9 protein-coding genes are annotated in these 12,217 nt (G+C 47.6%); 2 read left to right on the top strand and 7 right to left on the bottom strand.

Annotation, left to right across the window (positions count from 1 at the left end; all coding sequences use genetic code 11):
• The first annotated feature begins 118 nt into the window (after positions 1 to 118).
• Positions 119 to 856: a hypothetical protein gene (locus NY07_RS18565; RefSeq protein WP_033540844.1), complete on the top strand. Its 738-nt coding sequence runs from the start codon at positions 119 to 121 to the stop codon at positions 854 to 856.
• A gap of 223 nt (positions 857 to 1,079) precedes the next feature.
• Here the strand turns inward: NY07_RS18565 and NY07_RS18570 are convergent, their stop codons facing one another.
• The 7 genes from NY07_RS18570 to NY07_RS18600 all read right to left on the bottom strand — a co-directional run bounded on the left by NY07_RS18570 (position 1,080) and on the right by NY07_RS18600 (position 9,755).
• Complete coding sequence (locus tag NY07_RS18570; protein WP_033540845.1) at positions 1,080 to 1,538, bottom strand: hypothetical protein; 459 nt, start codon at positions 1,536 to 1,538, stop codon at positions 1,080 to 1,082.
• Positions 1,539 to 1,540: 2 nt separating this feature from the next.
• On the bottom strand, positions 1,541 to 3,601 hold the full coding sequence (locus NY07_RS18575) for a hypothetical protein (protein WP_033540846.1): 2,061 nt from the start codon (positions 3,599 to 3,601) through the stop codon (positions 1,541 to 1,543).
• Entirely contained in the window at positions 3,598 to 5,340 is a 1,743-nt protein-coding gene (locus tag NY07_RS18580) for a hypothetical protein (RefSeq protein ID WP_033540847.1), read from the bottom strand. The genes NY07_RS18575 and NY07_RS18580 overlap by 4 nt, the downstream gene beginning before the upstream one ends.
• The gene (locus NY07_RS18585; RefSeq protein ID WP_033540848.1) at positions 5,333 to 6,655 is read right to left on the bottom strand and encodes a tyrosine-type recombinase/integrase; all 1,323 of its coding nucleotides are present in this window, start codon (positions 6,653 to 6,655) and stop codon (positions 5,333 to 5,335) included. The genes NY07_RS18580 and NY07_RS18585 overlap by 8 nt, the downstream gene beginning before the upstream one ends.
• Positions 6,656 to 6,752: 97 nt before the next feature.
• The gene (gene gorA, locus NY07_RS18590; RefSeq protein ID WP_033540849.1) at positions 6,753 to 8,111 is read right to left on the bottom strand and encodes a glutathione-disulfide reductase; all 1,359 of its coding nucleotides are present in this window, start codon (positions 8,109 to 8,111) and stop codon (positions 6,753 to 6,755) included.
• 189 nt (positions 8,112 to 8,300) lie between these two features.
• Positions 8,301 to 8,873, bottom strand: a complete 573-nt coding sequence (locus tag NY07_RS18595) for a hypothetical protein (protein WP_052125893.1) — start codon at positions 8,871 to 8,873, stop codon at positions 8,301 to 8,303.
• Positions 8,874 to 8,978: 105 nt separating this feature from the next.
• Entirely contained in the window at positions 8,979 to 9,755 is a 777-nt protein-coding gene (locus tag NY07_RS18600) for a hypothetical protein (protein WP_033540850.1), read from the bottom strand.
• A gap of 331 nt (positions 9,756 to 10,086) precedes the next feature.
• Between NY07_RS18600 and prlC the strand changes: the two genes are divergently transcribed.
• Positions 10,087 to 12,126, top strand: coding sequence for an oligopeptidase A (gene prlC / locus NY07_RS18605; RefSeq protein WP_033540851.1), 2,040 nt, complete (start codon positions 10,087 to 10,089; stop codon positions 12,124 to 12,126).
• Positions 12,127 to 12,217: the final 91 nt, after the last annotated feature.

Consider the following 12,217-nt stretch of genomic DNA (forward strand, 5'->3'; position numbering starts at 1 on the left):
TTTTTGGCGAAATTGATTAGATCAAACAGCATCATGCGTGTCTACTAATTGATTGTAAAAGGAATTATCTGGGGATTCCCTAGATGCGGGCGTTACTAGCTATATGGAGGGATACTAAGTGCAATGGATTTCCGCCTTTACTCGCTTATTCCATATCTTGGATCAGGGCCAATCGCCGGCCTATCACAGCGGGTCACAATTTATTCAGGTTGTTCAACAGTTTGATCCTGGCCTGCCTGATTATCCGCTTTACATAGAGGAACGGCGAAAGGCCAATAAAAGCACCACTCGAAGGGATTTTTATTGGGATATTCTCAACGGATTGAACGAGCCGACGAGATACGAAGTGTTTCGAGCGTTTATCGATATCGTTTCTCCTCACTTCCCAAAAGAAGCTCAAGAATTGCGCTCTTATCTTTTTGGTGGTGGCAACCCGGTTCCAAAAGCGCAGGTGCCAAGCGATAGCTGGAATTCTGAGAAGTTAAACGCCTCAATCTCGAAAATCGACAACGCAATTGATTCGAACAACTTTAACAGCGCCTTAACACTCGCATACTCCTGCTTAGAGGGGCTGTATAAAGCTTATGTAAGAAAACATGTGCCAAACCAAGCAAGCTTGAGTGATCTGATGCCCCTCTCAAAGGCGGTCCGCTCAGACATTGAACAGAAGCTATCCCAGAAAGGGCCATTCCCAACACAAATGGTTACCAGCATTTCTACTTTGACAGGGGCGATAGCAAATTCGAGAAATGGTTTTAGCGATTCACATTTTGATGAGGATGCAAACAAGTGGTTGGCAACTTACAGCCGGGATCTAGTGAACTCCATTGGGCGCTTGGTTTTGCATTTTCTTTAGCCAGTAACAAGGCGCAGCAGTTCGCGGCCGATGGCCGCCGGACGCTACTGACGTGGCGCCGCTGTGCTCAGCGTTATCCCATAGACATTTTTCGCTGAAATTGACGAACTAGAGTTAAGACTTTAACTCGGAAATGTCCAATAATGAGCTAGAAGCATCTCACTTGAGGTGTGATCCCACTTGAGGTGCACATCAAGTGGGGATATAAGGTGTAAAGGCAGCTCTATCTAATTGGCACGACCTTGCTCCTTTTTAGTTTGGCAAGTTCCTCCCTAAGCTCCGCATTCTCATACTCAAGGTTATCGATACGAGCCAATGCCTGAACCAGCTTGTCGTTGAGATGGTGTTGTGCAGCCGAGAAAAGGGCTAGTTTATCCCGTTCGCTCTCATACTTGGCCTTGAAGTTATCCTTGATGCGCTTTTCCTCGTTCAGCTTTGCACGTACCGTCTGGACCTCTGGTCGGATGATTTCACCTTTGCCTGCCGCAATTTCTGCTTTGGTCTTTTTAACCTTTTCAACAAAATCAGGGTAGTAATAACCACTGCCATTACCCAAATTTGCTTCTTCTTCAACGGCTCTCACACTGAGCTTACGATGAGTAGGTATCCGCCTGGGTTTTCCTTTAGCAATTCGGTCTAAAGCAGCTTCTAGCGCAACGAGTGTATTTTCACTTTTCCCCATGCCTAAACCTCCATCACGGCCAGTTCTGCTTCAAAGGCCGTAAATTCCATACCAAAATCTCGCATCACGTTTTCTGCCGCCCTAATTTGAGTAATATAGTGACTTCTGTCTGTTACCGATATATCGTCACCATAAGCCATATAAGTTGTTAAGCTTCGGTGCTTTCTCTGCCACCACTTAGCTTGTTGCTCATCAATGATGCTGCTGGCAGAACCACAATCAACACAGAATTGAGGCATTAATACACCATCCATATCGCAATCATAGCCACTTTTACAGTAGCTATGACTTGTGCCGTGAAGGGTCAGTTTCCCTTTTTTGACTGCTCTGTAGATAACGTCCCATGAACTGTAGATTGTCGGAACATCACCTCGCATCTTCATTATGGCTTTACCGTGAGAACCTGAGAGTTTTTCATCAGAGTGCCATTGTTTAAAGATTTTATTCGCGGTGGTTTCAGCATTAATCTCTTCGAGTGCTTGCTGTATTTTCGTATCCACCTTTAAATCTCGCAGACTCGCTAGTTTACCACCGTTGGTATACCACTCTGTCATCGCCAGATACAGATGTTTGAATTGCTGCTTGAGTGCAACCATTGTACTTAATCGGTTTTTAACGCAGTAAAAGGCCAGCGTACGTCTAAATTGATGAGTGGACATAGGCCAAGGTTGACCAACCACTACGCTCTTTTCAATTTTAACCAGTGAGAAAGGGTTCGACTCCACACACTCTAGGTATTCGTCTTCAGTAACATTAAAATTAAACTTCTTGCAAAACCGTTTTAGGCGTTCGTTCCAATCGGTAATTAATTTTGGAGCATGAGAGCGGAGTGTTTGATTCACCCAAAGCGAATTTGCGTATTTATCATCGGGGTATTGTGCCTCTCTTCGCCAAGTTTTAGTGAGGATGGACATTAAATCAATAGCTGTTTTTGATACGGCTGCTGTTACCCACGTTTCTCGTTTTTCACCCAATTTAAACGTATGAGACTGAAGAAGGTGATGCACACGGCCATTGAGTGAATCTTGGTAATAACTGTTCGGAGTGAGTTTATCGAGTTCGCTATCACGCATACCACTAAAACCGCCACACACAATGTAACTTGCCGTGATTAATTGGCCTAAGTATCCCTGAAAATCCCTGCCATTTTTCAAGGAGATATTGGGTAGTTTTCCTGCCAGTGGCTTAATCAGTTCACTTTGTTGATTGGGTTGATTGTCTCCAATAGCGAGAGAAAACTTTTGGGTATCAATGCTCCCATCTGAATTCATGAATGTGAAGACACTGCCAGCCTTCACCTTATCTTCTAAGATTTGCTTACCTTGCATGTAGTTATCTTGGAGGTCATGTTCTGTATTCGCAATGAGCGTGGCGTGAGGAAGTGCTTCTTCAATAAGAGCCATGGCTTTGCCATAGATGACGTGACAAAGGCGCTCCGGAATAACCAATGTTTGCTGGCGCTTAATGTGATTTAAACGCCTAGCTTCTTTGCTTGATTCGATCTTAGTAAAGTCCAAAGCGATCTTATGCCAAGGGGTGTACTCGATAGCTTTTTTGATGGCTGTAAATGTTTGCTCAATTGTACTTAAGCTAAGCTCACTCTCGATAAGGTACTCATCGAACTTCTGACGCAAATTGGTAGGTGAAAGTGCAGAGAGAGAGTGCGCACCTTCTTGCGCGAGAAATCGGTAGGCCTTTATAGCTACTCCTAGTCGAGCGTGGACGGTTGAAAACTTTGCTGCCTTTCTTTTTTGTGGTGAGAGATTAAATAACCAGCCGTAAGTGAACAACTTTAACTCACGTTGTAATTCTGGATAGGCATCTAAATCCGAAAAACTAAGTTTGTTCTTACTTTTTTTACGTGAAAAAGCAAAGCAATCCCAGTCGTTTTGACCAAAAGTGGCGGTGACGTTTCCATCCTTATCACGACAAACCACTACAGCATCCAATTCGTCGAGTCGCTTCTCATGGTACAAGGTGACAATATCGGTAGGCTGGACTTTATGTTCAACGGGAAAGTCAGCAAGATACAAATGGTTGATATTGCATTTATCGCTGCTCATTTGAATGTTTCCAGTGATGGAATGAGGTTAAGCACTGACTCAGCATCATCCCAATTCGGGTGTAAGCCATCATCGTCCAATTTTTCTTCTGCCGCTTTGAGCAGAGAGAACTTAATGTTTGGCAGAATCTTGGTATCAATAAATACAATGATGTCTTCAAAGTTCTTCTTGTAGTGATGAGCATCAAGGTGGCGATATTGGGATTCTTCAATACAGATTTTGAAGCTCAATAGACACCAAATATCTGAGAGAGATTGAACTATGACTTGGTCTGGACAGCCAAAACAACTAAGTAAGTTGGCACACGCCAATCTCTCACCGTCTATAATCAATCCATGCTTGAGCGCTTTTCTTGTGAACTTTTCTGACTTTTCACCAAAAGGCTCAGAGCAACTTCCTCCGTTCGGAGTACGACTCAAGTTAGGGAGGTTGATTTTGTTTTCTGCCTCGATAACCAACACATCAATGCCTAAGCTTTTTTGAGCTTCTTTCGTACTTTTACCTTGCTTAATCTCTTGCTCTCGCAAGGACATCGCATCTTGCATCATCCCATTATTGGCAGTTCGGTTGCCCTTGCTGTAGCTTTTCTTTCTCGTGTTAGAGTTGTTGTTGAGCATTATGTCGTTCACTAGCTCACCTTGATGGTAAGCTGTGATTTGTGCGCCTGTTTCTCTAAAACGACTGATGACAGGGCGCAGGCGACGACCCGATTGGTCGGTAAAGGTAAAGTACTTTTCGACGTATAAACGTAAGAAAGCCTGCAAGGTTGTAGTCTTGAGCGGAGCGCGTTGCTTTGAGGCGACCGTTTGTAATAATGTAGCGTTGGCGTCCGTGGAAATAAGACGTGATGCTTCGATCAGTGTATCGAAGAAGTTTATTGCGTATTTGGGGATGCCCAGCTCATGATCGCCTACTTCAACTTGGATGGTTTTGAATGCTCGACGCTTAAAAGCGGGCATGGTGTACCAAATTTCATCAACTGATGTAGAGGCGTTATCTGGTTGCTTTAGTTGAAATAAGTCGCTGGTATTGGCGTAGGTGTAGTAAGCCAGCAGGTATGTGCCAGCGCACATCATTTTGCTGATGCCACCACATAGTTTGTATTGCTCTCCCTTCCAGTCAAACGTCATGGTTGGGGTGTTCTTATAGGCATCTATGTGTTTTTCAGGGCTTTCGATAAACTGCTTGGCAGTTTGCTTGAATAGACTGCGCAAAAAAGGTAGTAATTGATTTAAGTCACTGCGAGTATAAGCCTCAAAGGACTCAGTATCGCTGCTATCCGTGACGATTATATTGTCAAAGAACGAACCTGGCAGGTCTAGGTAATCATAAAATAATCTCAGCATATGGCTGCGCTTTCCTTTGTAGGTAGCGCGCTTTATTTTTCCTAGCAATACCTCTTTATAAAGAGACTCAAAGTAAGCTTCAATGGAGCCCTGTATGAAAGCCTCTTCATTATGTTCATCGCACCAACGAAGATATAGAGAGCACTCATTGTAGGCGCTGTACAGCGTTTCATGGCTTTTACCTTCGCCTATAAAGTCATCAAAGCGAGACTTCATTTGAAGGATAAAACCTTCCCTATTTGCACTTTCAAAGTGACCTCCCTGCTGTAATGACGCTGTTGAAAGAAAACCCTTGACCATGAATCGATTAAAGTCAGCCAAAAGGTTTGTACTGCCATTTAAGTGAATACAAAGCTCTGGCTTCCAGCCGTGAAAATAAGCGATATTACTCATTATCACCGCCTAACGCTTCATGCATGATGCCGTCTAAAATGCCGAATTTAACTTTGAAAGCCTCTTTGCGCTTCAGGTAGCGCAAGTATTTCCAAGTGGTTGAATCGTTTCTATGCCCCATCCACCCCATTAGCAGCGCCATACATTCACTTACAGATAATCCAGCCTCAAGTAAATCACTTAAGCGATATGTCGCATAGGTTGCACGTAAATCATGAAAACGATGCGTGAATGAAGGGCTGGTCTTTTTAATTAACTCTCTTAGCTCTATCCATCTAGCCTCTATAGATTTACCTGTAACAGGGTTTCCTTGTTCACTGACAAAAAGTGGCTCGTGACGCTCACATAATTCAAGTCTTTCAACGGCGGCTTGAGTTAGACTGGATGCAGTTTCTTTTAAGGAATCTAGCTTAATATCGAGCTTATTGACCCGTTTAATTCTTCGCTCCGAGATACGATATTCATTGAGCGTGCTCAATAGAACGGAAGAAATTTCCACTCGTCTTTGTTTTAGGTGCTTGGTTTGAACGCCTGTTGATTGTGGCGATAAAACTATTTCATAACGATGCTCGCTTTCAGCTAATGATGTCGCGGTATCGAGCGCATTGAGGGAGAGTGTTGCTACCTCTTGAATTCGCATTCCTGTATCAATGGAAATCAATACCTGTAGGCGTAATTCCTCTGAGGCATTGGGTAGGTATTGAGTCAGGACACTAAGTGATTTTTGGTTGAGTGGTGACAGGGGACGTATGTTTTTACTGCTTGCGTCCTTTGGCACTTTAATTCTCAAGTCGCTTGTTGTGACAGTGAAGGTTGGTGATATATGGGCAAGCACTCCCTGACTTTGAACTGAAACGAATTCCACCTTAAATGGGGCTTCTTTCTCATTCTTTATTATCAAATACCCATCGTGCATTAACCATTTGTAGAAGTTAACGATTTGGTTCATTCGAACACTAGCTGTGCTGTGTGCAAGTTCACCCTTCTTGATTTTTTTTAATAAATGAGAGCGGAAAAGGTAAGTCGGTTTAAGTCTTTTAATTGGAGGGAATTTATCCCACTCCAACCCTTCATCCTCAAGGAATTGATAATAGGCGTGCAAAGCTTGAGCACAAGGAGATAGGTCTTTAGCATCCTTGGCTGCTTTTTGATAGAAAAGGTAACTATTGGCTTCGTGATTGAACGAACCATCGTGATTAAAAATAGTTGGAAGGGAGCCAATGTTGCCACTAGCTGGAGAACAGTGACAGACGTTGTTATTGATTGATAAATCAGTCTCTTTATAGATATTGTTCGATTGAATTATAAATGACATAAATGATCCCTAGAAAAAGTACTGGTTATACATACCATATAACCAGTACTTAGTTATTTTCCAGATTCAATTATGTGTGCAAGATGCTTTTCCTACACTAACCTGTCATAGTAACGAACTCTTCGGCGCCTGTGGGGTGAATGGCAACGACGGCATCGAAGTCGGCCTTAGTGGCGCCCATCTTGATGGCGACGCCGAAGCCTTGCAGTATCTCATCCATGCCGTAGCCGATGCCGTGAATGCCCACGACCTTCTCCTCTTTACCGGCGCAGACCAGCTTCATCTTACAGGCCTGGCGGTGTGCGGTGACTGCTGTGTACATAGAGGTGAAGCCTGAGGTGTAGACCTTGACGTTCTCCTCACCATATTGGGCGATCGCCTCGGGTTCGGTCAGGCCCATGGTGCCTATGGCCGGGTGGCTGAATACCACGGTGGGCACCAGGCTGTAATCCATCTTGGCATCTGTCATACCGTTAAACAGGCGTTCCGACAACAGGCGACCTGCTTTTACGGCAACCGGCGTCAGCTCTATGCCGCCTTCGATGATATCGCCGACGCAGTAGATGCCTGGGGCTGTGGTGTTTTGCTGGGCATCGACCACCACATAACCCTTGTCGTTAAGCTTAACGTCTGTGTTTTCCAGGCCGATCTTGTCGGTGGATGGACGACGGCCGATGGCCCATATCAGGGTATCGATCTCATAGCTTTCACCATTTTCCAGCTTGAGCGTCAGTGAACCGTCGGCGTTCTTGGTGACAGACTCTGGAATGCTGTGGGTGTGCAGGCTAGGGCCGTCTGTGGCCATAGACTCCATCAGGGCCTCGCTCAGCATAGGGTCGAAGCTGCGCAGCGGTGCATGCTTACGCACAAACAGGTGAGTCTCGCTGCCCAGAGCATGAAGCACGCCTGCCAGCTCGACGGCGATATAGCCTGCGCCAACTACGGCAACACGTTTAGGCTGCTCGTTAAGAGCGAAGAAACCGTCAGAGTCGATACCATATTCGGCGCCCGGAATGTTGGGAATGGTTGGAGTGCCGCCGGTGGCGATCAGGATATGGTCGGCGCTGTAGTGCTCGCCATTGACCTCAATGGTGTTGTTGTCGACGAAACGGCCGTAGCCACGCACCAGAGTGACGCCATTGCTGTCCAGGCCTCTGTCGTAGGCGCCGTGGATGCGCTCGATGTAGGCTTCGCGACTCTCGACCAGCTTGCTCCAATCGAATTTATTCACCGATACGTCGAAACCATAGTCTTTGGCGTACAGGTGCATGGCTTCGGCGACTTGGGCGCCATACCACATGACTTTCTTCGGGACGCAGCCGACGTTAACGCAGGTGCCGCCCAGTGCCTTGGCTTCGATCAGCAGTACCTTGGCACCGCGCATGGCCGCACGGTTGGCCGAGGCGATCCCGCCGCTGCCGGCGCCTAAACAGATATAGTCAAAATGTTGAGCCATCTTTTTCTCCAAATTCGAAGGATTGCATATGGGGGTCATTGTAGGGGTAAAGCGGCAAGCAAACCAGTGGTGTGTTGCACCCTTTAGCCGCAGACCCGACAGTAGAGCCTAGATTAGACCTGAGTGAGACAAGATGGCTTTCACTGATATCTTTACTCGGCTTCCCTAGGTTTTTTACTGGGGGCAAGGTTAGCGCCGATATTGGCACTTATGGTGATCGCTTTGGTTAGGCCCCTCGGCGCCACACTTCATGCAGATCCATTCGCTTTGACGGGCGCTAAGCTCTTTATCTTGATAGCCATATTGGCGTTTCTTTTGCCGCTTGAGGCCCTTCTCTAGATGAGACATTCGCTTATCGAGCCAGCGGCAGCTCGGGTCGTCGGCCACATGCTGGCGACTGGCAAGCTGCTGTTTGCGGCTTAGCTGTTTTTGACTTAGTTTCTTAGTGCGTTTCTGCTTGGGCTTTTTGGTCGATTTCTTATCGCGGCGAGGCTTGGTCTGAACCGGGCTGGGGCGATAGTTAAGGGCGCTGGTGGGCTTGTCTGGGATAGCGATAGGATTGCCGTGACTGTCCAGCGCACCGTCGGCGGGTAGGGTGATCACTTCAGGTTTGACTGGTGTGTCTTTAGCTAGACTGTTGTCTTGGCTTTGGCTTTTGTCCTGGGCTTGTGCAGCGCCAGTTAGCCAAAGTGAGAGGGCTATAAAGTTAACAGCGAATAGGTGTCGGGCGATAAAGCCTAGTGAGTGGCTGCGGGCAGACATTCCGTGTCCTCCAAGTCAGGGCAGGCACTCCTTGCCTGCTGTTAATAAAGCTAGCTCATGGAGAGCCAGCTTTCAATGACCGGATTCTGTCGGGGAACCTATTACTTAGAAGCTAAAGGTGAGGTGCAGGCCCGCATAGGTGTTGTTAAGGCTAGCCGTGGCATCTGGGTTTTCCTGTTTGATATCTTCCTGAGCCAGGGTGCGGCTTAGATGGCCAGAAAGCACCAAGCGGTTGGCCAGCTGATATTGGGCCTCTAAACCAAACTGGAAATGGTTGGGGCCGTTGTGCTCTTCGGTCACATATTGGAAGTCGAATGCCTGGGTGACATAAGGGGTCAGCGTTAGCTTTTCAGAGATGGGCCATTCGCTGTGCAGGCTGACCTCGACAAAGTAACCCGCGGCCTCTGTGGAGTAGGTGTAGCTGACCGATGGGGTTAACCACTCCAGCGCCGTGTATTCAATAGTCGCAAAAAATTCGTTGTCGCCACTGCGCTCATCGCTGTAGGTCTCGATGCGTTGATAACCGATAGCGGCACTCAGGTTATCCCTAAGTTCGAAACCATACTCCAGCCCCATGTTCCACTCGATATAATATTGGCTATCGCCACGACCGACTGTGGTAAATAGGGTGAGATCATCCAGTTGGACGGCGGCGGTTGCCCAGTAGATGCCGCCCTTGTCTAAGTTGTTGCGTCCCTCTGAGATATATTTCGAGTCCCAGCCTAAATCGAGAATCACCGAGGTCTCAGGGCCTTCGCCATGGCTGATGATGTTATTGATGTGCGAGTCATCGATTGTACCTGTATTAGCCTCTTCGGCGGCGTTGACTGTGCCTGCCAGCATGAGACTTAGAATACAGGTGTGAGTGAGCAATTTGTTCATGGGTGTAACACTGAATGTTATTGGGATCGAAATGGATGATAATCGGCTAATTATTAAACATAAATGATAATTGCTCGCATTTGCGATCGGCTTGGCAATATCTGTGATGTAAGTGACAAGTATATATCGCCTTGCTCTAGATCAAGGTTTTTCCTCTAGCTCGCTGCTAGGTGTTCACTGCTAGGTTTAACTCATAACTGTCAGGCGCTGTTGCTAATTGTCACTTTGGGCGCTCATGCCCAGGAGTCTATCTAGTTTACCCAAGATGCTTGAATAGTCGCCCAGTCGCCCATATGTAACCTCAATACCCTAAGATTGACGAGGACACCAGATGAGTAACCCTTTGCTAAGCGGCAGTGAATTACCGCTATTTTCGCAAATTAAACCCGAGCATATTCAGCCAGCCGTCGAGCAGGGGATTGCCAATTGTCGCCAGAAGATCGATGAGGTGCTTGCCAGCGGCGGCCCCTACACCTGGGACAATCTGATTGCCCCGCTAGAGCAGGTAGATGACGAACTGAGCCAAATTTGGTCACCCGTATCACACATGAACTCAGTGCTTAGCACAGAGGAGTGGCGCGCCGCTCACGATGCCTGCCTGCCACTCTTGTCTGAATATGGTACCTATGTGGGGCAGCATCAGGGTCTATATCAAGCTTATAAGGCGCTCAAGGAGTCCGATGAATTTGCCAAGCTGAGCCAGGCGCAGCAAACCAGCATCACTCACAGCCTGCGTGATTTCGAGCTGTCAGGTATCGGATTGAACGATGAGGATAAACAAACTTATGGAAAATTGGTTAAACGTTTATCTGAGCTAACCAGTAGCTTCTCTAATCAGCTGTTAGATGCCACTCAGGCCTGGACTAAGTTAGTAACCGATGAGCAGGAGCTGGCCGGTTTACCCGAGTCCGCCATTGCCGCAGCCAAGGCGATGGCCGAGGCTAAAGAGCAGCAAGGCTGGTTATTTACTCTGGACTTCCCCTCTTACCTACCCGTGATGACCTATAGCGATAATCGTCAGCTAAGGGAAGAATGCTACCGCGCCTTCGTGACCCGCGCATCTGATCAGGGACCTAATGCCGGTGAGTTCGACAATGGTCCGTTGATGGATGAGATCTTAGACCTGCGTCATCAGCTCGCCAAATTGCTGGGATTCGACAGCTTTGCCCACAAGTCACTGGCGACCAAGATGGCTGAGTCGCCCAAGCAGGTGCTGGATTTCCTTAACGAATTAGCAGCCCGCTCTAAGCAGCAGGGGCAAAATGAGTTGGCTGAGCTGACTGCCTTTGCCGAGAAAGAGTTTGGCGTGAGCGAGTTGGCTCCGTGGGATCTCAGCTACTACGCCGAGAAACTTAAGCATCACAGATATGAGATCTCTCAGGAGCTGTTACGTCCATACTTCCCGGAAGATCGTGTCTTGTCTGGTCTTTTCTATACAGTGTCGCGTCTGTTTGGTCTGACGATCGAAGAGCAGGAACACTTCGACAGCTGGCACAAAGATGTACGCTTCTTCCATATTAAAGACGCAAAGGGCGAGCACAGAGGCAGCTTCTACCTGGATCTCTATGCCCGTGAGGGCAAACGCGGTGGTGCCTGGATGGACGATTGCCGCGTGCGTCGTCAAACCGCTCACAATTTGCAGAAGCCGGTGGCTTATCTCACCTGTAACTTTAACGCACCGGTCAATGGTAAACCTGCGCTGTTCACCCACGATGAGGTAACAACCCTGTTCCACGAGTTTGGTCACGGCATTCATCATATGCTGACCAAGATAGATGTGGCGGGCGTATCTGGCATCAATGGTGTGCCTTGGGATGCGGTGGAGTTGCCGAGTCAGTTCATGGAGAACTGGTGTTTCGAGGAGGAGGCATTAGCCGAGATCTCTGGACACTTCGAGACCCATGAGCCATTGCCTAAGGCGATGCTGGACAAGATGCTGGCGGCGAAGAATTTCCAGTCAGGCATGATGATGCTGCGTCAGCTGGAGTTTTCACTGTTCGATTTCCGTTTGCATCTGGAATATGACCCGGCAGAGGGTGCCAATATTCAGGCCAAGCTGGATGAGGTGAGAGATCAGGTTGCCGTGGTGAAAGCGGCTGACTTTAATCGCTTCCAACACAGCTTCGCGCATATCTTTGCTGGTGGTTACGCCGCGGGTTACTACAGCTACAAGTGGGCCGAGGTGTTGTCGGCCGATGCCTTCTCACGTTTTGAGGAAGAAGGGATCTTTAACGCCGAAACTGGGCGCAGTTTCCTGGAAAATATCCTCGAGATGGGCGGCAGTCTGGAGCCGATGGAGCTGTTTAAGCGCTTTAGAGGCCGTGAGCCGCAGATCGATGCCCTGCTGAGACACTCAGGTATTCAAGGCTAATGCTTTGATCTGATTAGTCTATCTAGATGCGAAAAGGCCAACCCTATGATACAGGTTGGCCTTTTTTATGGTTCATCGCGGCTTTCCGGGG

Source organism: Shewanella sp. ECSMB14101 (genome assembly GCF_000773485.1).
GTDB lineage: Bacteria > Pseudomonadota > Gammaproteobacteria > Enterobacterales > Shewanellaceae > Shewanella > Shewanella marisflavi.

Coding starts and splice junctions, on each gene's coding strand:
- NY07_RS18570 (WP_033540845.1), bottom strand. CDS start 1,538: ATGGGGAAAAGTGAAAATACACTCGTTGCGCTAGAAGCTGCTTTAGAC.
- NY07_RS18575 (WP_033540846.1), bottom strand. CDS start 3,601: ATGAGCAGCGATAAATGCAATATCAACCATTTGTATCTTGCTGACTTT.
- NY07_RS18580 (WP_033540847.1), bottom strand. CDS start 5,340: ATGAGTAATATCGCTTATTTTCACGGCTGGAAGCCAGAGCTTTGTATT.
- NY07_RS18585 (WP_033540848.1), bottom strand. CDS start 6,655: ATGTCATTTATAATTCAATCGAACAATATCTATAAAGAGACTGATTTA.
- gorA (WP_033540849.1), bottom strand. CDS start 8,111: ATGGCTCAACATTTTGACTATATCTGTTTAGGCGCCGGCAGCGGCGGG.
- NY07_RS18595 (WP_052125893.1), bottom strand. CDS start 8,873: ATGTCTGCCCGCAGCCACTCACTAGGCTTTATCGCCCGACACCTATTC.
- NY07_RS18600 (WP_033540850.1), bottom strand. CDS start 9,755: ATGAACAAATTGCTCACTCACACCTGTATTCTAAGTCTCATGCTGGCA.
- prlC (WP_033540851.1), top strand. CDS start 10,087: ATGAGTAACCCTTTGCTAAGCGGCAGTGAATTACCGCTATTTTCGCAA.